The organism is Delftia sp. SD018 (assembly GCF_017355445.1).
Lineage (GTDB): Bacteria > Pseudomonadota > Gammaproteobacteria > Burkholderiales > Burkholderiaceae_C > Comamonas > Comamonas acidovorans.
The window spans coordinates 19455-41601 of the sequence record NZ_JADDRN010000019.1; the positions used below are offsets into that span (position 1 = coordinate 19455).

Consider the following 22147-nt stretch of genomic DNA (forward strand, 5'->3'; position numbering starts at 1 on the left):
CAGGAACCCGTCACATGGCTCAGTTCTTCATCAACCGGCCCATCTTCGCGTGGGTCATCGCCATCGTCATCATGCTGGGCGGCGCGCTGTCCATCTTCACGCTGCCGCTGGAGCAATACCCCGACATCGCGCCGCCGCGCGTGACCATCGGTGCGCAGTACACGGGCGCCTCGGCCGAGACGGTCGAGAACTCGGTGACCCAGATCATCGAGCAGCAGCTCAAGGGCATCGACAACATGCTCTACATGAGCTCCACGTCCGACGCCTCGGGCCGCGCGCGCACCACGCTGACCTTTGCGCCGGGCACCAACATCGACGTGGCCCAGGTGCAGGTGCAAAACAAGCTGCAGTCCGCCGTGAACCGCCTGCCTGATGCGGTCAAGAGCCGGGGTGTGTTCGTGAACAAGGGCGGCCAGGACTTCCTGGTCACCTACAGCTTCTTCTCCAAGGACCCGGCCATGACCGCGGTCGACATCGGCGACTACCTGACCAGCAACCTGGTCGATGTGATCGGCCGCCTCGACGGCGTGGGCGATGTCAACGTCTTCGGCACCAACTATGCGATGCGCATCTGGATGGACCCGGCCAAGATGGAGAAGTACGCGCTGATGCCGTCGGACCTGGTCAATGCGCTGAACTCGCAGAACGCCCAGGTCTCGGCCGGCCAGCTGGGCGCGCTGCCCGCCGTCTCCGACCAGCAGCTCAACGCCACCATCACGGCGCGCACCAAGCTCAAGACGGTGGAGCAGTTCGAAGATATCGTGCTCAAGTCCTCGCTGGACGGCTCGGTGGTGCTCATGAAGGACGTGGCCCGCGTGGAGCTGGGAGCCGACAACCTGACCATCAAGGCCAAGCTCAACGGCCTGCCCGGCGCGGGCATGGGCATCGTGCTGGCCGATGGCGCCAATGCCATGCAGGTGGCCGACACCATCGCCGCCAAGCTGGCCGAGCTCAAGCCGTTCTTCCCCAACGAGATCGACTACTTCGTCAGCTCGGACTCCACGCCCTTCGTGCGCGCCTCCATCAAGGAAGTGGTCAGCGCGCTGGGCGAGGCCATGATCCTCGTGGTCATCGTGATGTTCATCTTCCTGCAGAACTTCCGCGCCACGATGATCCCCGCCATCGCCGTGCCCGTGGTGCTGCTGGGCACCTTCGGCGTGCTGTCGCTGGCCGGGTACTCGATCAATACGCTGACCATGTTCGCCATGGTGCTGGCCATCGGCCTGCTGGTGGATGATGCCATCGTCGTGGTGGAGAACGTCGAGCGCGTGATGCACGAGACGGGCATGTCGCCCAAGCAGGCCACGCGCCAGTCCATGCGCGAGATCACGCCGGCCCTGGTGGGCATCGGCGTGACGCTGTCGGCCGTGTTCGTGCCCATGGCCTTCTTCGGCGGCTCCACGGGCGTGATCTACCGGCAGTTCTCCATCACCATCGTCGCGGCCATGGCGCTGTCGGTGTTCGTGGCGCTGACGCTGACGCCGGCGCTGTGCGCCACGCTGCTCAAGCCGCCCGCAGGGGGCGGGGCACGGCATGACCGCCCCATCCGCAGCGGCATCCTGGGGGTGAATGACCGGTTCTTCCGCTGGTTCAACCACCATTTCGACGCCACGGCCGCGCGCTACCAGGGCACGGTGGCCTACTCGCTGCGCCGCGCCAAGCGCATGATGCTGATCTTCCTGGCCGTCTGCGGCGTGGTCTGGCTGCTGATGGCGCGCCTGCCCACTTCCTTCCTGCCGGACGAGGACCAGGGCTTCGTCTTCGTCAATATCAACCTGCCTTCGGGCGCGGCCGATACGCGGCTGCAGGGCGTGCTCGACGAGGTGCGCGACTACTTTGCCAAGCAGCCCGACGTGGTGAGCTTCTACCAGGTCTCGGGCCTGAACGGCGACCAGGCCTCGGCACGCGCCTTCGTGCGGCTGAAGACCTGGGAGGAGCGTCCGCTGCCCGGCCAGTCGGCCTCCGAGATCGCGCACCGCGCGACCAAAGACCTGTCCTCCATCCGCGATGCGCGCGTGCTGGTCGTGCTGCCGCCGGCCGTGCGCGGCCTGGGCTCCAGCTCGGGCTTCAACTTCATGATCAAGGACATAAACGGCCTGGGTCACCAGGCGCTGCTGGAGGCCAAGGAGAAATTCCTGACCGAGGCCCGCAAGCGACCCGAGCTCACCAATCTGCGCATGACCAACCTGGAAGACGCCAGCGAGCTGCGCCTGGACATCGACGACCGCAAGGCCGCCGCACTGGGCCTGTCGTACACCGACATCAACAGCGTGCTGTCCAGCGCCATGGGCGGCACCTATGTCAACGACTTCCTGAACAACGAGCGCGTCAAGCGCGTCTACATCCAGGGCGATGCGCCGCACCGCATGCTGCCCCAGGACATCGCCAAATGGACGGTGCGCAACGCCAAGGGCGAGATGGTGCCGTTCAGTTCGTTCTCCAGCAGCTACTGGGCCTACGGCTCGCCCCAGCTCATGCGCTACAACGGCAACCCGGCCTACGAAATGGAAGGCCGCGCCGCCTCCGGCGTCAGCTCGGGCACGGCCATGCAGATCGTGGAGGACATCCTGCGCACCCTGCCGGCCGGCATAGGCTACGAGTGGACCGGCGCCTCGCTGCAGGAGCGCCAGTCCGGCGCTCAGGCGCCGCTGCTGTACGCCATCTCCATCCTCTTCGTGTTCCTGTGCCTGGCGGCGCTGTACGAAAGCTGGACCGTGCCGCTGTCGGTGATGCTTGCCGTGCCGCTGGGCGTGGTGGGCGCGCTGGCCGCCACCTACACGCGCGGACTGACCAACGACGTGTACTTCCAGGTAGGCCTGCTGACCACGGTGGGCCTGGCATCCAAGAACGCCATCCTGATCGTGGAATTCGCGGTGCAGCTGCAGGAGCAGGGCAAGAGCATCTTCGACGCCGTGGTCTCGGCCGTGCGCCTGCGCCTGCGTCCCATCTTGATGACCTCGCTGGCCTTCGGCTTCGGCGTCATTCCGCTGGCCATCGGCACGGGGGCCGGCGCGGGCGGGCGCAATGCCATCGGCACGGCCGTGCTCGGCGGCATGCTGGCCTCCACGGTGCTGGGCATCTTCCTGGTGCCCGTGTTCTTCCTGCTGATCCGCAGCTGGTTCAAGAGCCATTCGCGCACCGAGGACGACGCGCCCCAGCCCACTGCCGGATCACCTGATTCACCGCATACCGCAAAGGAGAGCGCAGCATGAGGCGCCCAACGAATGTCTCCGCACTGGCCGCAGCGGCGGCGCTGGCGGCGCTGCTGACCGGCTGCAACCTCGCGCCGCAGCACCGCACGCCCGACATGCCCGTGCCCGATACCGTGGGCAGCACGGCCGCAACGCCGGCCCAGGCCGACGAGGCCAGCCTGCAGGCCGCCGCCGCGCTGGGCTGGGTGCAGTCCCAGCAGCTGCGCGAGGTCATTGCGCTGGCCCTGTCCAACAACCGCGACCTACGCGTGGCCGTGGAAAGCATCGAGCGCGCGCGTGCCCAGTACGGCATCACGCGCGCCGACCTGCTGCCCAGCGTCACCGCCCAGGCCCAGGCCAGCCGTGCGCGCACGGCCGCCGGCATGACCAGCGCCACCCAGGCGGCCTCGGTCAGCACCCAGTACACGGCCCAGCTGGGCTTTGCCAGCTATGAGATCGACCTGTGGGGCCGCGTGCGCAACCTCAGTGAGGCGGCGCTGCAGCAGTTCCTGCAAAGCGAGCAGAACCGGCGCAATGTGCAGATCGGCCTGGTGGCCGATGTGGCCAACGGCTGGCTCACGCTGGCGGCCGACCAGGCCCGCCTGCAGCTGGCGCGCGACACCCTGGCCAGCCGCGAGAAGGCCTACGAGCTGACGCGGCGCATGCACGAGATTGGCTCCACATCGGGCCTGGTGCTGGCCCAGAACCAGACCACGGTGGACACGGCGCGCGGCGACGTGGCCAGCTTCACCTCCCAGGTGGAGCGTGACCGCAACGCCCTGCAATTGCTGGTGGGCGGCCCGTTGCCCGAGGCCCTGCTGCCCGGCGCCGCCACGCTGCGCGCCGATGCCCGGCCCGCGGCCGCGCTGCAGCCCGTGCCGGCGCCGCTGCCCTCCAGCGTGCTGCTGGTGCGCCCCGACATCCAGGCCGCCGAGAACAACCTGCGCGCCATGGAGGCCAACATCGGCGCCGCACGCGCTGCCATGTTCCCCACCATCAGCCTCACGGCCAGCGTGGGATCGGGCAGCCGCGAGCTCGATGGCCTCTTTGGCGGCAGCAGCAGCACCTGGAGCTTCATCCCCCTGGTGCGCCTGCCCATCTTCGATGGTGGCCGCAACCGTGCGGGCGTGCAGGTGGCCGAGGCCAACCAGCGCATCGCCATCGCCCAGTACGAGAAGGCCGTGCAGACGGCCTTCCGCGAAACCGCCGACGTGCTGGCCGATCGCGCGCAGTGGGACGAGCGCCTGGCCGCCCAGACCAGCATGGTCGCCGCCACGCAAAAGGCCTTTGACCTGTCGGAGGCCCGCTTCAAGGCCGGCGTGGACAACTACCTGACCGTGCTGGATGCGCAGCGCAGCCTCTACACGGCCCAGCAGACCCTGATCGGCCTGCGCCTGTCCGAGCAGCTCAACCGCGTCACGCTGTGGAAGGTGCTGGGCGGCGAGCAGGTGCAGGCGTCGTCCGCCTCGGCACCGGCGAATTCCTGAGCGCGGGCGGTGTATTGCGCGGTCCCGCAGAACATGCCGCCCCGACCACGATGAGCCCCTTTGCCAACACCCCCGAGCCGCCTTACTACGCCGTCATCTTCTCGTCGCGCAGGACGCGTGACGACGATGATGGCTACGGCCTCATGGCCCAGCGCATGGTGGACCTGGCCGCGCAGCAGCAAGGCTTCCTGGGCGCGGAAAGCACGCGCGGCGAGGACGGTTTCGGCATCACCGTGTCCTACTGGTCCACGGCCGAATCCATTGCGCGCTGGAAGCAGGATGCCGAGCACCTGGTCGCCCAGCAACTGGGCAAGGACGCCTGGTACGAGCACTATGAGTTGCGCGTGGCCCGCGTGGAGCGCGCCTACGGCAAGCGCTGAATCCGGGCCGCCTGCGCTTGCACCACGGCCTCGGCCAGCAGCGCGATGGAGCGCGGCGCGCAGCCTTCGGCATCGTTGCTCACCGTCACGAAGGCGGGCAGCCCGCGGCTGGTGATGCCATCGATGGTCTTGGCGAGGATGGAGCGCGTGTGCACATCGGGCGTGCGGATCTCGTCGAAGGGATCGTGCTTCTTTTGCGCATCGGGATAGCCGTAGGCACCGAACTCGCGGTTCAGGTTCCAGCGGCAGACCAGCGGGGTGGGCCACAGCCCGCGCAGAAAAACCAATTGCTCTTCGATGGGCGGCATCTTGCCGTGCAGCCCCAGGCAGAAGGTGGCGCCTGCAGCGCGCAGCGTGTCCGCCAGCTCGGGCGTCAAAAGCTCCGGGTCGCGCACTTCCACCGCCACGATGATCTGCGCGCCCAGCGGATGGGCGGCCAGCGCCGCTCGCACCGCGTCCAGCATGGCCTGCAGCCGCGCCAGCAGTTCGGTGGGACGGCTCAGCAGGCCCCAGGTCATGGGACTGAGCTGGAACACCAGCACGCCGAGCTGCTCGCCCAGCCCTTCGAGCGTGGGCTCGACGAAGCTGGTCACGGCCAGATCGGGTTGAAGGAACACGGGGTTCAGCGACATGCCCTTGCCATCCTCGTCGCGGACCTGCGCATCGGTGACCACCGAAGGGCACTTGACCACGAAGCGGAAATCGGCCGGCACCTGGCCCGCGAAGGCCAGGTACTGGCTGGCCGTCAACGGCCTCCAGAAGCTGCGGTCCACACAGACCGTTCGCATCAGCGGATGCCGGCCATAGGCCTCCAGTCCCTTCTTGGCGAGCACGCTTTTGTCATAGGCGCCATCCCAGATCAAACCTTCCCAGCCCGGATAGGACCAGGTGGAGACCCCCATGCGCAAGCCCTGCGGAAGCTGGTCCGCCAGCGCCTGCCATTGCAGTGCCTGGGGCGCCAGCTGCACGGCGCCGACGGCCTTGCGCGGTGCCGGCTTGCGGCCGCCAGGCGCCGCGCTGGCGGCAGGCGGGACCGGAGCGGAAGAGGGTGGGGAAGGCGGCGGCGAGGGCGGCGCGCCAAACAGATCGTCTTGCATGGGCTGGAGCATGGATTGTCCATGATGCCGCTGCGCCAGCGCAGCCCGCGTAGGCACTCAGGCCACGCAGGCCCCGGCCGCGATGGCGATGTGCCTGGAGGCCAATGCCGCGTCGCAGGCCTGGGGCGGGATCGATTGACGGAGCCTAAGGCGCTCTTGAGGAATCACAGTTTTCAGTGATTGCCACCCACCCGCTTCCTTTGAACAATCCGCACTGACACCTCACGGGCAGCTGTACCGCCGTGTCGGGGTGCCCCAAGACACGCGAAACACGCAAAACACGCAAAGGAGAGGGTGATGCTGACCATAGAACAGGTAGTGGCGGGCCCGCAGCGGTCCGTGCTCATCACATCGGAGGGCGTATTCGCCTGGGGCAATCTGGAGGTGTTGCGCACCCTGCCCGAAGGCGTGGATGCTGCCGGGGTCTGTGCGCCCGATGCCACGCGCATCGGCCACCGCAGCTTTTCCCAGCCCGTGCCCCAGCGCCTGAGCCCCCGTGGCACGCGTTGGGAGGGGCTGGTGGACGCGGGCCATTCGCTGCTGGCCTGGGCGGATGGCCAGGCCTATGCCGTTGCGCCCCAGGTCCGCGATGCCGTGGGCGCCGTGCCCAGGCCTTTGGCCTTGGGCCGGCAGGACGCCGGGGTGCGGCGCATCTGGGCGGGTGAGCAGCAGGCCTATGTGCAGGACCGCGAAGGCGCACTCTGGGGATGGTCGGACGCCATGCCCGGTGCGCAGCGCGTGCAGGGCCTGCCCTCCGTGCGCAGCGTGTCCGTGGGCATGGGCCATGCGTTGGCGCTGGACGCCAGGGGGCAGGTCTGGTCCTGGGGCGCCAATGCGGCCGGCCAACTGGGGCAGGGCGATCTGGTGCAGCGCAGCCGTGCGCAGCGCGTGGTGCTGCCGCAGGGCGCTGCGGCCGTGGTGGCGGTGGCGGCGGGCGCCACGCACAGCCTGGCGCTGGATGAGAAGGGGCGGCTGTGGGGCTGGGGCTCCAACCACCAGGGCCAGCTGGACCAGGGGCTGCAGGCGGCCTACAGTCCCGGCCCCGTGCGCATTGCCGTGCCTGAGCGCCTCAGCAGTCTGGCGGCGGGCCTGCATTTTTCGGCGGCGACCACGCAGGGCGGGCAGGTGCTGGCCTGGGGCTGGAATGGCCTGGGCCAGTTGGGCCAGGGCGATGCGGCACCCCGCGCGGGCTTTCACGCCGTGCCCGGCCTGGCGGCGGTGCAGCAGATCAGCGTGGGCGGCACGCATGTGCTGGCGCTGGAGCACGGCGGGCGCTGCTGGGCCTGGGGCGACAACCGCCATGGCGCCTGCCAGGGCGAGGACGGGGCCCAGGCCCAGTCCCGCCCCCATGCGCTGGCCCTGCACGCCCTCAATGACCTGACTGAAACCAACGCAATCGCCGGCACGGCAAAGGAGGCCCTGTGAAGCATCTGCAACAGGAACATTCAATGCCCGCCCCGGGCCTGAACCGCAGGGCGCTGCTGCAATGGGGCGCCCTGCTGACGGCGGGCGCCGTGCTGCCCGGCTGCGGCGGTGGAGGCGGTCCGCGCGACGATCTGCCCGAGCCGCAGGCGCTGCGCTCCGTCAACGGCGTGCTGGAGCTGCACCTGAACGTGGGCTATGCATCCATGGACATGGACCTGCCGGACAGCGACATTGCGCGCTGGGCCCGCTATCCGGCCGATCGGCAGCCCGGGCGGCGTCTGGAGCTGCGCAGCTTCAATGGGCGATACACGGCGCCCACGCTGTGGCTGCGCCCCGGCGACACGCTGAAGATGTGGGTGCACAACCAGCTGCCGGCCTCGCCCCAGGGCTCGGACTGGGCGCTGCTCAACCACCAGAACAGCACCAACATGCATTTCCACGGCCTGCACGTGGACCCGCGCGAGATACGGCCCGGCGTGTTTGGCGACTACGTGGTGGACGGGCCGGATGCCGGCATCGCGCCCGGCGCCACGCGCTACCACGAGATCCATCTGCCCGACGACCACAGTTGCGGCATCTACTGGTACCACCCGCATCTGCACGGCGCCACCAATGCCCAGGTCTCCAGCGGCATGTTCGGCGCCATCATCGTGGCCGATGCGCAGGACCCGTTCCGTGCCAGCGTGAACATGCGCGAGCGCGTGCTGTTCGCCCACAAGCTCACCGTCAACGCCAAGGGCCGCACCGATACGCTGGAAGACTCGATGCAGAATCCGGCCGGCGCCTTTTTGCTCAACGGCGCCTACCAGCCCACCATCGTGATGCGGCCCGGCGAGGTGCAGCATTGGCACATCGTCAATCCTTCGTCGTTCTACCCGCTGCATCCCGTGCTCGACGGGCATGTGATGAATGTCTATGGCCGCGACGGCAACCATTACGGCGGCATCTACCGGCCGCTGAGCCGGCAGACGGCCGGGCAGCCGCTGGACATGCGCGACTGGCCCGGCAACTACATCTACCCGGGCGGGCGCCTGTCCATGGTGGTGCAGGCATCGATGGCGCCGGGCGAGTATTTCCTGCGCGCGGCCGCGTGCCCGTCCTTTCACCGGCCAAGCGGCAACGAGCCCTTCGAGGAGGTGCTGGCCCGGGTGGTGGTGCAGGGCGAGCCCGTGCAGGCCCGCGTGCCCGACCCGGCCCTGCTGCGCCGGCCCGGCGACTACACGCCCATCACCGATGCCGAACTGGCCAGCCATGGTGGCGTGCAGCGCGTCCTGCGCCTGGCCGTGCTGGCCGACGACGAGGACAAGGGCGTGCGCGACCCGGCCCTGGCGCCCATGCCGACCGGCGAAAGCTGGGTGCTGAAGGTGGGCGGCAACCGATCGGTGTTTGCGGTGGGCACCGAGGCCATGCCGCTGGGCATGTCGCCCATCCATTCCAGCCTCACGCCTGTGCAGACCGTGCCCTTCAATGCGGTGGAGGAGTGGACGATCTACAACTACAACGGCTACCCGCATCCCTTTCACATCCACGTCAACGATTGCTATGTGGTCAGGGTCAACGGCGCGCCGGTGACGCCGTTCTGGGCCGACACCCTGCCCGTGCCGCCGGGCACGGGCAGCAGCGGGGCGGCGGGGGTCACCAAGGGCAGCATCACCTTTCGCATGCGGTTCGCGGATTTCCACGGCAAGTTCGTCTGGCATTGCCATGCGCTGGACCATGAGGACCTGGGAATGATGCAGATCGTGGATGTGCGGCCCTGAAAGCCGGGCTTGTCCTATCGGCCATTCCCGCGCCCTTCCGGCTTCATGTTGCAAGCCCTTGAATTCATTGGCCTGCAAGAAATGCTTGCATTTGCGGGCGGGCCGTGAGCGGCCCGGCCCGAATCGCGTGTGGCACACTTGGCCGCTTTCCGGATTCCACGCCACGGGGCGCCTCTCGAATGCAAAAAATCATTGGCCAAATCGCCGCAGAACTGAATGTCAAGCCGCAGCAAGTGGGTGCTGCGGTCGAATTGCTTGATGGCGGAGCCACGGTTCCGTTCGTCGCCCGCTACCGCAAGGAAGTGACCGGCGGCCTGGACGACGCGCAATTGCGCCAGCTCGACGAACGCCTGGGCTATCTGCGCGAGCTGGAAGACCGCCGGGGCACGGTGCTCAAGGCCATCGACGAGCAGGGCAAGCTGACCGATGCGCTGCGCCTGGCCATTGCCAATGCGCCGACCAAGCAGGAGCTGGAGGACATATACCTGCCCTTCAAGCAAAAGCGCCGCACCAAGGGCCAGATTGCCAAGGAATTCGGCATCGAGCCGCTGGCCGACAAGCTGTTTGCCGACCCCACGCTGGACCCGCACAAGGAGGCCGAGGCCTTCTGCAAGCCCGCCACCACCCTGGACGACGGCAAGCCGGGCCCCGATTTCTCCACCACCTTCGCCGTGCTCGATGGCGTGCGCGACATCCTGTCCGAGCGCTGGGCCGAAGACCCGGCGCTGGTGCAGAAGCTGCGCGAATGGCTGTGGGAAGACGGCCTGCTGCGCTCCAAGAAGATCGAGGCCAAGAACGAGAACGACCCCGAGGTCGCCAAGTTCCGCGACTATTTCGAGTACGACGAACCGATTGGCCGCGTGCCCTCGCACCGCGCCCTGGCCGTGTTCCGCGGCCGCGCGCTGGAGATCCTCGAAGCCAAGCTGGTTCTTCCCGTGGAGCCCGAGCCCGGCCAGCCCAGCCTGGCCGAAGGCAAGATCGCCCTGCACCTGGGCTGGAGCCACGCCAAGCGCGCCAGCGACGACCTGATCCGCAAGTGCGTGGCCTGGACCTGGCGCGTCAAGCTGAGCCTGTCCACCGAGCGCGACCTGTTCTCGCGCCTGCGCGAAGACGCCGAGAAGGTGGCCATCAAGGTCTTTGGCGACAACCTGCGCGACCTGCTGCTGGCCGCGCCTGCGGGCCAGCGCGCCGTCATCGGCCTGGACCCGGGCATCCGCACGGGTGTCAAGGTGGCCGTGGTGGACAGCACGGGCAAGCTGGTGGACACCACCACCATCTACCCGCATGAGCCGCGCCGCGACTGGGACGGCTCCCTGGCCGTGCTGGCCCGCCTGGCCGAAAAGCACCAGATCAACCTGATTGCCATCGGCAACGGCACGGCCAGCCGCGAGACGGACAAGCTGGCGGCCGACCTGATCAAGATCGCCAGCAAGGCCGACCGCCAGATCGAGAAGGTCGTGGTCAGCGAGGCCGGCGCTTCCGTGTATTCCGCCAGCGAGTTCGCCTCGCAGGAAATGCCAGACGTGGACGTGAGCCTGCGCGGCGCCGCCAGCATTGCGCGTCGGCTGCAGGACCCGCTGGCCGAGCTGGTCAAGATCGACCCCAAGAGCATTGGCGTGGGCCAGTACCAGCACGACGTGAACCAAAGCGAGCTGGCGCGCCAGCTCGATGCCGTGGTCGAGGACTGCGTGAACTCCGTGGGCGTGGACCTGAACACGGCCTCGGCGCCGCTGCTGTCGCGCGTCTCGGGCCTGTCGGGCAGCGTGGCCAAGTCGGTGGTGCGCTGGCGCGATGCCAACGGCTCCTTCAAGAGCCGCAAGCAGCTGATGGACGTGGCTGGCCTGGGCGCCAAGACCTTCGAGCAGTCCGCAGGCTTTCTGCGCATCCGCGGCGGCGACAACCCGCTGGACATGACGGGCGTGCACCCGGAAACCTATCCCGTGGTCGAACGCATCATTGCCACCACGGGCAAGAGCGTGGACCAGCTCATGGGCCGCTCCGAGGTGCTCAAGGGCCTGAAGGCCGAGCAGTTCGTGAATGAGCAGTTCGGTGCCATCACCATCAAGGACATCCTGGGCGAGCTGGAAAAGCCCGGCCGCGATCCGCGCCCGGACTTCGTCGTCGCCCGCTTCAATGACGGCGTGGAAGACATCAAGGACCTCAAGGAAGGCATGACGCTGGAGGGCACGGTCAGCAACGTGGCCCAGTTCGGCGCCTTCGTGGACCTGGGCGTGCACCAGGATGGCCTGGTCCACGTCAGCCAGATGAGCCACAAGTTCATCGAGGACGCGCGTGAGGTCGTCAAGACCGGCCAGATCGTCAAGGTCAAGGTGTTGGAGGTCGATGTGGCGCGCAAGCGCATCAGCCTGACCATGAAGCTGGATGCGGCGCCCGCGCGCCGCGACGGCCCCCGTGACAACCGCTTCGAGAGCGCAGGCCGGGGCAGCCAGGGCCATCAGGGCGGCCAGCGCCGCGCGCCCGAGCCGGCGCAGCAGTCGGCCATGGCCTCGGCCTTCGCCAAACTGCAGACCCGCAAGTAAGGCCGGGCAGGGCAAGGCAGGAAACGCGATGGCTGCGCACGCACTGGATCTGCAGACGCTGTTGACCCAGACGCTGGCCCTGCCGGCGCAGCCGCGCATTGTCGCGCTGCTGCTGCGCGAGCTGGTGCCCGAGCAGCCCAGCCTGCGCCGGCTGAGCCAGCTGTTCGCGGCCGATCCCGCGCTGGCTGCCGGGCTGCTGGCGCAGGCCAACGGCCCGGTCTTCGGCATGGCGGGCCGTGTCACCGGCATTCCGGAGGCGCTGGCCCTGCTGGCGCCCGCGCAGTTGCGCCAGATCGTGCGGGGCATGCCGCTGGGCGTGGGCACGCATGCCGTGCCGGGCGTGGCCATGCCGGCCTTCTGGCGCTACAGCGTGGATGCCGCACGCGTGGCCCGCGCGCTGGCCGGCACGGTGCAGGCCAGCCCCACGGCGGCCTACGCGGCAGGCCTGCTGCACGGGCTGGGCGAGCTGGCCATGCACATGATCGACCCCGGCCGTGCGGCCACCATCTCCGAGCTGGTCGGCCCGCTGGACCCGCGCCGTGCCGAACTGGAGATGCGGCTGTGCGGCTACGCATACAGCCATGTCAGCGCAGGCCTGGCACGGCGCTGGAATTTTCCGCCGCTGCTGGCCGACGCGCTGCAGCATCTGCACGCGCCGCTGGCCCAGCCCGGCTTCGATCCCCTGGCCTGCGTGCTGCACATCGCCGCATGGCGCGCCCGATCGCGCGAGGCGCAATGGGGCGAGCGCGCGCTGGCCGTGAGCTTTCCCGGTGAAGTGGGGGTGGCTCTGGGCCTGGACATCGACATGGTGCTGCGCCAGGACCCGGTGGACTGGATGGCCGACACGGGCCTGGATGTGCTGCTTTAGGGCAGGGCCCAGGGCCGCCAGCGTCAGTTCCGGTGCCAGGGCGCCGGCACCATGTCGAAAAGCGGCGTGGGGTCGCGCCGGTAGGGCGCGGGGCTGATGGGCGCCATGGGCTGCATGGTCATGGGGTCGATGCGTGCCAGCTGCTGCATCCAGCCAATGTCCACACCGCCGCCCTGTGCGGGGCGCGAATAGATCAACTCCAGCATGCGCCGCGATGCCACATGGCCGTGGGACGCCGCCTGCTGGTACAGGCGCAGGGCCTCGGTGTAGTTGGCCGGCACGCCTTCGCCACGGTGATAGCGCTGGGCCTGCTCCCACTGCTGCTGGGCCGTGACGGGCTGGCGCACCTGGATGTCCTGCTCGCTGGGCGAGCCCCGCAACTCCGGCGTGCGCTGCAGCCGTTGCGGCCCCTGCGCCGCAGGCGGGGCAGACGTGCCCTGGGCCGACACGAGCTGGCCCGCGGGCCGCATGCGGTCGCCCAGCATCTGCGCATTGGTCGCCGCGCTGGATGAGCGTGGCGCCGCCGCGCGGAACTGGCGCAGGGCGGCCTCGGGCTCGTCCTGCGCGAGCAGGGCCAGGCCCCATTCCAGCTGGGCGCCGGGGCTGCCCGAACGCGCCGCGCGCTGCAGCAGTTCCTTGTCGGGCGTGCCTGCCACGGTCAAGGCCTCGCCCACGGGCTCGGCCGTGGACAGCGGCGCCAGGCGCCGTGCCAGCAGCCATTCCAGGTATTGCGCACGGGCCGGGTCGGTCTTGGCCAGCTGGGCGATCCAGGGCCTTGCAGTCGGTGGATCGGGGGGCTGGCCGCAACCGTCCATGGCGCACCAGGCCAGTCCAGCGCTGGCCAGCGGATGGCCGGCGCGCTGCGCGCGCTCGAACCATTGCCTGGCCTGTGGCCCGTCCTGGGCCATGGCAATGCCATGCAGTGCCAGCAGGCCCATGACCCATTGCGCCTCGCGCTGCGTGGCTGGGCTCACGCCCTTGCCTTCGGCGCGGCTGCGTAGCTGGGACAGGGCCCGTTGCTGGGCGGTGTCGGAGGTCGAATTGATGTTGCTGGTGCCCGGCTGGGAGCCGTACACGCTGGCCGTCGCCACCCGGATGGGCATGACCGGCGTGAAGCGTGCTGCCGCCTGCACATGCGGCAGCACGGCGGGCGCCAGACCGGGCAGCACCACCAGCAGCCCGGGCAGCACAAGCCTGGCGGTCAGGCGCAGCCCGCGGCGCCGCCGCGGGGAGGTTTCATGAGCGCTGGAGGGCATGGCAGGTGCCTTTGGTTGGCTTGTGTTCCGCACCGTGCATCAGCGCTTGGCCTGGGCCGGCACCACCTGCCAGAAGCGGGCCGAGCCGGTGTACCCGTCTGCGCCCAGCGAGCTGGCCATGTACTGGTTGACATCCTCCAGGGAGCGCATGCCCGGGATGGCGATGAAGGCCTTGCCCTGCAGCAGCGTGGGCAGCTTGTCGGTCATGTTCTGCTCGGTAGCGAAGCAGGCCACGCCTTCCTTGCCGGGAGGGCCGGCGTTGATCACATAGCCGGGGTTGGGGCTCATCCAGTCGGGCAGGCGCACGGACTGGGCGGCGGTGATCCAGCCCGAGCGGTTCACGTCGTTGGGCACCAGCCGGGTGACCTCGCCATCGGCGCCCGCCATGAAGCACGACAGGTAGGAGGCACGCGACACGGTGGTGGACAGGAAGAGCTGCTCACCCGTCTCGAAGGAGGTGCGCGTGGGCGTGATGTTCTCCACCCACAGGTCCAGCTTGCGGTCGGGCGCGGGGGCGCCGTAGCGGTAGTCGCCCGTGCCCACGGCCACGTTCTCGGAGGCGGTGGTGACCGGCGCTGCGCTCTTGGTGTTCCAGCCAATGCGCGTGATGTGCCCATCGGCGCCCACGGCCACGAAGTCGCGCAGTGCGCGTTCGTAGGTGTTGAAGTCCACCACGCCGTTGACCACCATGCCGCTGTCGGCCTGGAAGCGCCCTATGGCCTCGCGCCACTGCGGGTTGCCTGCGGTGAAGGCCGGGGCGTCCGGCGGCAGATAGCCCTTGCTGATCAGCGACTGGCGCACCAGTTCCTGGTGGATGCCGGCTTCGCCTTCTTCGTACCAGTCGCGCAGCTGGCGCTGGAAGTCGGGGTGGGTCTGGTCCAGCGTCAGGCACTGCCAGTAGGGCAGGCGCGACCATTTGCCCAGCAGCTCGATCATGCCCAGCTCGACCAGGGTGCGCACGGCCGGGCCCGAGCCCTGGGCATAGTCGCGGCCCACGCTGAACTGCACGCCGTAGGTGCCGATGCGGCCGGACAGGTCCAGCCCCTGGCTGCCGTTGCCGATGACGACCTCGTTGGCCGAATCCAGGCCCGGGATGATGGTGCGCGTGCGGAAGTCGCCCAGGTGCAGCTCCATGCCCAGCACGGCGCCGCTGCGGTTGGCGCTGTAGCCGGTTTCCAGGCGCGAGGCGCTGGTGCCTATGTCCACGTTGTTGCGCAGCACGTTCTGGTCCATGAAGGACACGGCGCCCGACACATACAGGGCAGGGCGCTGCAGCTGGATCTGGTTGTTGTTGAGCAAGATGGTGGTGAGGTTCTGCACCGTATCCTGGCGGGCGATGTCCACCTCATAGTCCACGTAGCGGAAGGCACTGCTGACGCGCGACATCTGGGACAGGGCGGTGACCACCATCTCCTTGGCGGCCACGGCCACGCGGCCCGAGTAGTCGGGCAGCTGCTTGCTGGTGATCAGCACCGTGGGCATGTGGCTGTTGCGGAACATCCTGTCCATGCACATCAGCGAGTCGGAAAAGCTCGATATCGAGCGCACCGGCCGCACCACGGGGCGGTCGGCCGCATAGACCTTGTCCAGGTACTTGGCGTCCTTGCGCGCATCCAGCGGCGCGCAGCCCGACAGCAGCACGATGGAGGCCGAGACGGCGCAGGCAATGGCCCGCATGCAACCCTGTCTGCCGGACCATCGCTGGCGGAAAGTCCCACGGTCGTCCGCATGGCCGCCGAGTGCCGGCTGCAGCGCGGCATCGGGGCGGGGAAGTCCTGGCGATGGAAGGCGGTTGCGCATGATGGACCTCTGCTGGAAAACGGCGAGCCAGGGCACAGGCGCGCACGGGCGTCGGCGCCGGAAATGGGGGATCGAGAAATGGTGGGCGGCCCGAAGGCTGGCCGCCCTGTGTCGCGCTAGCGGCAGACGTTGACCAGGTCGCCCTTGAGGACCACGATCTGGTCCTTGGTCTGGGGCCCATAGCGGTTGAATGCGCTGGCGTTGGTGTTGCTGGCCAGGTCCTGGGTGCAGGTGCGCTGCATGCCCGTGCTGCTCGTCGTGGTCGTGGTCACCACGTTCGCCTCGGTGGAGATACCGGGCGCATTGGTCATGGACATGGCTTCGTAGCGCGCGATCTTGGCCTTGACATTGATGGGGATGTCGGTGACGGTGTCCAGCCCCGACGATGTCGGCTGCTTGGCCGTGGGCAGCCTGAGGTAGTCGACGGGCTTGTTCAGCACCACCGGGTCTTCGCCGGGGGCCGCTGCATGAAGGGGGTTCGCTCCGAGGGCGAGCCAGGCCAGTAGGGCAGCCGAACAGAGATGGGCGGCGGTGTGCATGGTGGGCTCTCCTGGTGCGGTGAGCTGGGTTTTCGCCGGGAAGGTGCCGCCGGGTGGCCTGGGGCCGCCCGGCAGTTTCCTTCGTCCGGCAGCCAGACTCAGTGGTTGTTGTAGCAGGTCACGCAGCCGTTGTTGCTGGAGATGTTCTGCACTGCCATGGAACCGTTGCCGGCGTAGTTGATGATGCCGGAGTTCTTGGCAGCCACCACCTGGATCGAAGTGCTCTTCACGTCCACTTCGCCATAGTTGGAGGCCAGGTTGTTGACGGCCACTGCGCTATAGCCATCGGCCTTGTTCAGGATGCCGCTGCCGGTGGCTGCGACGACCTGCAGCGAGCTGCCACTGCGATCGATGGTCACGTTGCCTGCATTGCTGGCCAGGTTCTGGGAGGCCTTGCCACCACCCGTTGCCACGTTCAGCACGCCGCTCCTGTTCAGCAGGGTGACCTGAACGCTGGGGCCATTGATTTCGATCTGGGAGCTGCTGCTGCCGCCGCCGCTGCCGCCACCGCCGCCACCACCCATGGGGCCTGCCATGGCAGCTGTTGCGATCAAGCTCAGGGAAAGAATTGCAAGCGATTTCATGATGGCTCCTTGATGAAGAATCGGACTATCAGGAAGAGGTGTGTAAGCACCCGTTTTGCAGACACTTTGCGGAGGTTTCCGGCTTTGTCTCCCTGGACCCCTGCTCGTTGTCTGGACTCCAATGTGCTCGGGGAGATCCGTCCATTCCATCTCTTGTCCGGGGTAGCCATGAGCGCTGATCCACTTGCCGGGTACTTACCCACCCAAGCCGTTTGCAGGCAGGCTGCATCGCGTTAAAGCGGCAGACGTGCGCGATGAATGGATCTGGGTAGTTTCAAGGTGTAACGACAGAAAATTCACGGTTGCAGCTTTGCTTGGGGTCGCCGTTTCGGCGGGTGCGGGGGGCTTTTGGGCAACCTGGTGTATCGAAGTGCACGCACCTGAGGCCGGCGGCCGCAACAAAGGCGGGATCGGCCTTTGTCACAGGGCGGGATTGGAGGCGCGGTGCGCGGTGTCTGGATCCGCAAGATCCGCCGGGCCGGCGCTCAGGAAACTCCGTAGTCGATTCCTCACACAAAGGTGTTAATTTGTAATCTACGCAATCTTTCACAAACTTCGTCAAAGATTGTGGATATCGGTTGCGATTTCTCTTAATGTGGAAAGGCAAGTCTGTGATCGGTTGCGTCATACACATGGCGTGACATTTGAGGAGAGCAGCATGAATCCATCCGACGTTCCCGCCGATGCCCGACCCCTTATCGCCGAGTCCCCTCGCGCCCAGGGCATGCTGGGCACAGGTCTGAGCTCTGCCATGTGGCCTGACTATCTGGCGGGCCAGCCCGACAAGCCCGTGCGGGTGCTGCTGGTGGACGACGATGCCCATATCCGCATGGTCATTGCGCAGGAAATCATGAACGACCCGCGCACCCTGGTCGTGGCCCAGGCCGGCAGCGTGCGCGACGGGCGCAAGGCCATCCGCCAGCATGAATTCGACGTGATGCTGGTGGACCTGAACCTGGGTGACGGCGAGGGCTTCGAGCTGCTGGACATGATGAAGACCGTGCGGCCCACGGCCGAGGCCGTCATCATCTCCGTGATGGAAAACGACGAACAGGTGCTGCGCGCCTTCGAGCTGGGCGCCACGGGCTACCTCGTCAAGAACTCCTGGTTCGGCAACTATCCGCAGGCCGTGCTGCAGGTGGCCAATGGCGGCGCATCCGTCACCCCCAGCCTGGCGCGCAGGTTGCTGCAGCGCTTCGACAAGACCCAGGGCGCCGAGCCCAAGCGCCGCACGCCCGACGAGGCAGACCGCCTGTCCACCCGCGAGCGCGAGGTGCTGCGCATGGTCGCCAGCGGCTACACCAGCGCCGAGATCGGCTCGCGCCTGATGATCAGCGCCATGACGGTCAACACGCACATCAAGAACATCTACCGCAAGCTGCAGGTGCGCACACGCGCCCAGGCGGTACGCTTTGCATCGCTGCGCGGCCTGTTCTGATCCTGGGGCGGCGTCCTGCCCGCAGCGGCCTGCCGCCGCCCGGGCCATGGCGGCCGCGCCTGGCACGGCTTGGCCATGAAAGATCCCCTTCGCACGCTGGCCATCTGCCTGGCCCTGGGCCTGCTGCAGATGCTGGTCCTGTGCGCCTGGCTCTGGCAGGCGGGCGCCCAGGCCCCGCCGTGGCTGAGCCTGGCCAGCCTGGCGCTGCTGGTATCCACGGCGCTGCTGTGCGCCATGGGCGCCCGGCGACTGCACAGGCTGCTGCTGTGGCGGCGCCGGCGCAGTCCCCGGCCCTCGCGCGAAGTGCAGGCCGAGCGCCGGCGCATTGCCGCCGACCTGCACGACGGCGTGGGCGGGCTGCTGGTGCATGCCATGGCCTTGCTGGACCCGCGCGAGACCCGCCAGCGCCAGGCGCAGGAATTGCTGGAGCAGGGCTTGCTGGACCTGCGGCTCATGGTGGATGCCATGGACGCCATGGAAGACGCCTTGCCCGTGCGGCTGGCGCGCCTGCGCCACCGGCTGCAGCCCGTGCTGGACCGGCGCGGCATGCGCATCTGCTGGAGCGTGGCCGATCCGCATGCCGCCGCCGGGCTGCGCGGGGTGCCAGACCTGCCCGACCTGCCAGACTTGCCGCGTGGCCAGCCGTCCCAGCAGTTGCTGGCCATCGCCCAGGAGGCCGTGAGCAATGCGCTGCAGCATGCGCGCGCCACCACGCTGTGGCTGGTGCTGGAGCCGGTGGATCGTGCAGATGCTGCAAGCCCTGGCCGCGATGCCCGGCGTGCATTGCACTGGGAACTGCGCGTGGAAGATGACGGCTGCGGCCTGCCTTCCGACCCTGGCCCTGACCCTGACCCTGACCCTGACCCTGACCCTGCGCAGGGTGCCATCCCGCCTGGCCTGCAGGGCATGGGCCTGGCAGGCATGCATCGCCGCGCCCATGCCATCGGGGCTGTGCTGGACATCTTGCCGCGGGCCGGTGGGGGGACCGTGGTGCGTGTGCGCTGGTGATCGGGCCGATGCGCCGGCGGCAACGGCGTTCCGGCAATTGCGGTGCCCGCTGACAGGGCAGGCCTGCGGCGAGCTGTGCAATCCCCCGATATGCGGATGTGAGGCAGTATCCATACCTGCATCCAAGCCCTGACATCCCGTTTCCATGAACCTACATTCCGACCCTGCGCCGTCGCCTTCACGGCAGGCCCTTCCTGCCGCCGCCGAAGGCGGCAATGCGGCCAATGCAGCCGCGAATTCCGCTACCCATGCCGCCACCCATGCCGATTTCGCGCGCAGCGTGCGTTCGGCCCTGCCGGGCCTGGCACAGCTGGCCGACATGGTGCCTGCGCTGCGCCTGCTCGCCGGGCTGCTGGTGGCCAGCATCGTCATTGCCGGCCTGTATTTCGGCCAGGGCCTGCTGATTCCGCTGGCGCTGGCGCTGCTGTTCGGTTTTTTGCTGGATCCGGCCGTCTCCCGGCTCAAGCGCTGGGGCATGCCGCGCATGGCGGCCACGTTGCTGGTGGTGGTCATGGCGCTGGCGACGCTGGCGGGAATGGGTACCTATCTGGGCAGCCAGGTGCAGCAGCTCAGCGCCGATCTGCCCACCTACCAGAACACCATCCGCGACAAGCTGCGCAGCCTGCGCAGGAACGCCAACATGCCCAGTGCCTGGGACGGCGCGCTGCGCACCTATGACACCGTGGAGCGCGAGATATCGCGCGGCGCCACCACGCCCCGCGTGCAGAAGGTGGAGATCCAGTCGCCCGAGCAAAAGCCCACGGCGCGCATGCTGCAGTGGCTGGGCCGCGTGGCCGAGCCCGTGACCATGGCCGGCATCGTGCTGCTGTTCGTGATCCTCATCCTGCTGGACCGCGATGACCTGCGCGACCGATTGCTGCGCCTGATGGGCGGCAACCTGCACGTGGCCACCGACGCGCTGGACGAGGCCTCGCAGCGCATAGGCAAGTACCTGCGCATGCAGTTCGTCGTCAACATCACCTACGGACTGCCCATGGCGGCGGGGCTGTGGTTCATCGGCGTGCCGGGCGCCATTCTCTGGGGCGTGCTGGCGGCCATCATGCGTTTCGTGCCCTATGTGGGGGCCATGATCTCGGCCGCCTTCCCGCTGGCGCTGGCCTTTGCCGTGGACCCGGGCTGGCAGATGCTGCTGATGACACTGGGCCTGATCATGGTGCTGGAGCTGATCAGCAACAACCTCATCGAGCCCTGGCTGTATGGCAGCAGCACGGGCCTGTCCACGCTGTCCATCATCGTGTCGGCCACCTTCTGGACGGCGCTGTGGGGGCCGATAGGGCTGATCCTGTCCACCCCGCTGACGGTCTGCCTGCTGGTTCTGGGGCGCTACATCCCGGCGCTGCAATTCATGGAAGTGCTGCTGGGCAGCTCGCCCGTGCTGGGGCCGGCCCAGCGCCTGTACCAGCGCCTGCTGGCCGACGACGTGGAAGACGCGGTCACGCTGGCGCATGAACTGGTGGACGCAAGGCTGCCGGCGCGGGCCTCGGCGGACGAACGCTCGGCAGCGGTGGCCGGTTTCTATGACGAGGTGGCCATCCCCGCACTGCGCCTGGCCACGCAGCAGCACCTGGAATCGGCCACGGCCGAACACCGGCTGCGCCTGTCCAGCGGCATGGATGCCCTGATCGAGGAACTGCGCGAAAGCCATCCGCCGCCCGCTGCGGCCCTGGCCACGCGCGCCCTGCGCATCCATTGCGTGGGCGCGCGCTGGGAGGTCGATGCCCTGGCCGCCGCCATGGTGGCGCACAGCGAGGCGCTGCGCGGCCACGTGGTCAGCTGCTCGGACTGGGCCCTGGCCGCCGACCCGCAATGGCGCCAGCTGGGACCGGGGCAGGGCGGCTTGCCGCAAGGCCACGCAGGAGCCCAGGCCCTGGCCGAGGCGCAGTTGCTGGTGCTGTCCGTCTTCAGCACCCAGCCCCAGACCGTGGTGCGCCAACTGATGCGCCGCGTGCGCCGCCATTGGCCGCACCTGCGCGTGGTGCTGGCGCTGTGGAATGCGCCGGCCGTGGTGTCCGACCCCGAGTTCGCGCGCCGCTGCGGCGCCGCCGCCTGCGTGTCCGGCCTGCGCGAGCTGCAGTTGTGGGTGGACGCCTTGCGCCTGCCTGACGCGGCAGGCCAGGGCCTGGCCGCGCCCATTCCCGATGACGATGAGCAGCGCGTGCGCCAGCTGCACGACAGCGGCGTGCTCGGGCCCGGCCTGCCGCAGCTGTACCACGAGGCAGCCCAGCAGGCCGCCAATGCCTTCGATGTGAAATGGGCCCAGGTCTCATGGGTCGATGCCGACCGAGTGCACACGCCCGGCAGCCTGCTGGTGGCGGACCAGGGCGACCCGGCTTCCGCCGGCATGCCGCGTGCGCAGTCCATCTGCTCCTACGTGGTCCATGGCGGTGACGCCCTGGTGGTGCATGACGCCGCGCGCGACCCCCGATTTGCCGGCAACCCCGCGTTGCAGGCGATGCGGCTGCGCTTTTATGCGGGCGTGCCGCTCAAGAACCGCCACGGCACGGTGCTGGGCAGCTTTTGCATCATGGACGACGCGCCGCGCGAGGTCTCGGCGGCCGATCTGGAACTGCTGGGCGTCATGGCCGAGCAGTTGATGCAGAACGTGGAGGTGCGCCGGATGATGGAAGCTGGCGCTGCACCGGCTCCGGTGCAGACTTCGGCACAAACTCCGGCGCAAGTGGCATCCCAAACGACACCCCAGCCACCATCGTCGTCACCATCGACAACACCCCAGCCGAGTGCTGGCGGCTGAG

At 68.4% G+C, this 22147-nt stretch carries 15 protein-coding genes; 10 read left to right on the forward strand and 5 right to left on the reverse strand.

All coding sequences use genetic code 11. The features are described from left to right. Nucleotides 1-14 precede the first annotated feature (14 nt). Genes INR38_RS18615 through INR38_RS18625 form a run of 3 tightly spaced genes read left to right on the forward strand, consistent with a single transcriptional unit; the run spans nt 15 to nt 5058 of the window. Nucleotides 15-3212, forward strand: a complete 3198-nt coding sequence (locus INR38_RS18615; protein WP_207442707.1) for an efflux RND transporter permease subunit — start codon at nt 15-17, stop codon at nt 3210-3212. Further along, nucleotides 3209-4678, forward strand: a complete 1470-nt coding sequence (locus INR38_RS18620; RefSeq protein ID WP_207442706.1) for an efflux transporter outer membrane subunit — start codon at nt 3209-3211, stop codon at nt 4676-4678. Before INR38_RS18615 ends, INR38_RS18620 begins: the two co-directional genes overlap by 4 nt. Before the next feature lie 50 nt (nt 4679-4728). Continuing rightward, nucleotides 4729-5058 (forward strand): antibiotic biosynthesis monooxygenase, encoded by a 330-nt coding sequence (locus tag INR38_RS18625; RefSeq protein WP_034392796.1) that lies wholly within the window; start codon nt 4729-4731, stop codon nt 5056-5058. Here the strand turns inward: INR38_RS18625 and INR38_RS18630 are convergent. Then, nucleotides 5043-6155, reverse strand: a complete 1113-nt coding sequence (locus INR38_RS18630) for a DUF72 domain-containing protein (RefSeq protein WP_207442705.1) — start codon at nt 6153-6155, stop codon at nt 5043-5045. The genes INR38_RS18625 and INR38_RS18630 overlap by 16 nt on opposite strands. A 297-nt stretch (nt 6156-6452) precedes the next feature. On the opposite strand from INR38_RS18630, the gene INR38_RS18635 reads away from it, so the two are divergent. The 4 genes from INR38_RS18635 (at nt 6453) to INR38_RS18650 (ending at nt 12748) form a co-directional block, all read left to right on the forward strand. Next, entirely contained in the window at nt 6453-7580 is a 1128-nt protein-coding gene (locus INR38_RS18635) for a chromosome condensation regulator (RefSeq protein ID WP_207442704.1), read from the forward strand. A gap of 23 nt (nt 7581-7603) precedes the next feature. Then, nucleotides 7604-9340, forward strand: coding sequence for a multicopper oxidase domain-containing protein (locus tag INR38_RS18640; RefSeq protein WP_207442703.1), 1737 nt, complete (start codon nt 7604-7606; stop codon nt 9338-9340). 179 nt (nt 9341-9519) lie between these two features. Continuing rightward, on the forward strand, nt 9520-11880 hold the full coding sequence (locus INR38_RS18645; protein ID WP_207442702.1) for a Tex family protein: 2361 nt from the start codon (nt 9520-9522) through the stop codon (nt 11878-11880). 28 nt (nt 11881-11908) lie between these two features. Beyond that, a complete protein-coding gene (locus INR38_RS18650; RefSeq protein WP_123691302.1) occupies nt 11909-12748 on the forward strand; it encodes an HDOD domain-containing protein in 840 nt (279 codons plus the stop codon). 23 nt (nt 12749-12771) lie between these two features. Here the strand turns inward: INR38_RS18650 and INR38_RS18655 are convergent, their stop codons facing one another. From INR38_RS18655 to INR38_RS18670, 4 genes are all read right to left on the reverse strand, one after another. After that, entirely contained in the window at nt 12772-14004 is a 1233-nt protein-coding gene (locus INR38_RS18655; protein ID WP_123691300.1) for an SEL1-like repeat protein, read from the reverse strand. A 39-nt stretch (nt 14005-14043) separates the two neighbouring features. After that, nucleotides 14044-15681, reverse strand: coding sequence for a DUF4384 domain-containing protein (locus INR38_RS18660; protein WP_043820886.1), 1638 nt, complete (start codon nt 15679-15681; stop codon nt 14044-14046). 239 nt (nt 15682-15920) lie between these two features. Then, the gene (locus INR38_RS18665) at nt 15921-16343 is read right to left on the reverse strand and encodes a hypothetical protein (RefSeq protein WP_012205216.1); all 423 of its coding nucleotides are present in this window, start codon (nt 16341-16343) and stop codon (nt 15921-15923) included. 98 nt (nt 16344-16441) lie between these two features. Beyond that, nucleotides 16442-16927 (reverse strand): hypothetical protein, encoded by a 486-nt coding sequence (locus tag INR38_RS18670; RefSeq protein WP_012205217.1) that lies wholly within the window; start codon nt 16925-16927, stop codon nt 16442-16444. A gap of 658 nt (nt 16928-17585) precedes the next feature. Between INR38_RS18670 and INR38_RS18675 the strand changes: the two genes are divergently transcribed. From INR38_RS18675 to INR38_RS18685, 3 genes are all read left to right on the forward strand, one after another. Then, on the forward strand, nt 17586-18365 hold the full coding sequence (locus INR38_RS18675; protein ID WP_012205218.1) for a response regulator transcription factor: 780 nt from the start codon (nt 17586-17588) through the stop codon (nt 18363-18365). 75 nt (nt 18366-18440) lie between these two features. After that, nucleotides 18441-19373 (forward strand): ATP-binding protein, encoded by a 933-nt coding sequence (locus INR38_RS18680; protein ID WP_242699117.1) that lies wholly within the window; start codon nt 18441-18443, stop codon nt 19371-19373. A gap of 145 nt (nt 19374-19518) precedes the next feature. Further along, on the forward strand, nt 19519-22146 hold the full coding sequence (locus INR38_RS18685) for an AI-2E family transporter (RefSeq protein WP_207442700.1): 2628 nt from the start codon (nt 19519-19521) through the stop codon (nt 22144-22146). Nucleotide 22147 lies beyond the last annotated feature (1 nt).

What these genes read in the sequence shown, in the direction of transcription:
- INR38_RS18615 (WP_207442707.1), top strand. Translation starts at nt 15, where the DNA reads ATGGCTCAGTTCTTCATCAACCGGCCCATCTTCGCGTGGGTCATCGCC.
- INR38_RS18620 (WP_207442706.1), top strand. Translation starts at nt 3,209, where the DNA reads ATGAGGCGCCCAACGAATGTCTCCGCACTGGCCGCAGCGGCGGCGCTG.
- INR38_RS18625 (WP_034392796.1), top strand. Translation starts at nt 4,729, where the DNA reads ATGAGCCCCTTTGCCAACACCCCCGAGCCGCCTTACTACGCCGTCATC.
- INR38_RS18630 (WP_207442705.1), bottom strand. Translation starts at nt 6,155, where the DNA reads ATGCAAGACGATCTGTTTGGCGCGCCGCCCTCGCCGCCGCCTTCCCCA.
- INR38_RS18635 (WP_207442704.1), top strand. Translation starts at nt 6,453, where the DNA reads ATGCTGACCATAGAACAGGTAGTGGCGGGCCCGCAGCGGTCCGTGCTC.
- INR38_RS18640 (WP_207442703.1), top strand. Translation starts at nt 7,604, where the DNA reads ATGCCCGCCCCGGGCCTGAACCGCAGGGCGCTGCTGCAATGGGGCGCC.
- INR38_RS18645 (WP_207442702.1), top strand. Translation starts at nt 9,520, where the DNA reads ATGCAAAAAATCATTGGCCAAATCGCCGCAGAACTGAATGTCAAGCCG.
- INR38_RS18650 (WP_123691302.1), top strand. Translation starts at nt 11,909, where the DNA reads ATGGCTGCGCACGCACTGGATCTGCAGACGCTGTTGACCCAGACGCTG.
- INR38_RS18655 (WP_123691300.1), bottom strand. Translation starts at nt 14,004, where the DNA reads ATGCCCTCCAGCGCTCATGAAACCTCCCCGCGGCGGCGCCGCGGGCTG.
- INR38_RS18660 (WP_043820886.1), bottom strand. Translation starts at nt 15,681, where the DNA reads ATGCGGGCCATTGCCTGCGCCGTCTCGGCCTCCATCGTGCTGCTGTCG.
- INR38_RS18665 (WP_012205216.1), bottom strand. Translation starts at nt 16,343, where the DNA reads ATGCACACCGCCGCCCATCTCTGTTCGGCTGCCCTACTGGCCTGGCTC.
- INR38_RS18670 (WP_012205217.1), bottom strand. Translation starts at nt 16,927, where the DNA reads ATGAAATCGCTTGCAATTCTTTCCCTGAGCTTGATCGCAACAGCTGCC.
- INR38_RS18675 (WP_012205218.1), top strand. Translation starts at nt 17,586, where the DNA reads ATGAATCCATCCGACGTTCCCGCCGATGCCCGACCCCTTATCGCCGAG.
- INR38_RS18680 (WP_242699117.1), top strand. Translation starts at nt 18,441, where the DNA reads ATGAAAGATCCCCTTCGCACGCTGGCCATCTGCCTGGCCCTGGGCCTG.
- INR38_RS18685 (WP_207442700.1), top strand. Translation starts at nt 19,519, where the DNA reads ATGAACCTACATTCCGACCCTGCGCCGTCGCCTTCACGGCAGGCCCTT.